The organism is Priestia sp. SIMBA_032 (assembly GCF_046535215.1).
Taxonomy (GTDB): domain Bacteria; phylum Bacillota; class Bacilli; order Bacillales; family Bacillaceae_H; genus Priestia; species Priestia aryabhattai.
In genome coordinates this window covers 1-279 of the sequence record NZ_JAWRXD010000492.1, presented here as the reverse complement: position 1 = coordinate 279, position 279 = coordinate 1, and the positions used below count along the sequence as shown (strand labels likewise).

Annotated in this window: 1 pseudogene; it reads left to right on the top strand. The window is 67.0% G+C overall.

Annotated elements, in window-relative coordinates:
• Positions 1–9: 9 nt before the first annotated feature.
• Positions 10–279: pseudogene (locus SB717_RS35265) on the top strand (hypothetical protein); the annotation flags it as partial.

Here is a 279-nt window from a genome sequence, read left to right as displayed (position 1 = left end):
CAGAAGGTTCTGTGCGGTGTGGGTAACGTCTACCGTGCCGAGGTTCTGTTCCGGGCATCGATCAATCCGCATCGGCCCGGCACCGGGATCGACCGCGCCGAGTGGGACGGCCTCTGGGCGGATCTCGTGGCATTGATGGCAATCGGCGTCCGACGCGGCAAGATGCACGTCGTGCGCCCCGACGATGATCACGGCGCCCCGGCCTATGGTCCGGGCCGGCCGCGGACATACGTCTATCGCCGGGCCGGTGAACCGTGCCAAATCTGCCGGACACCGATC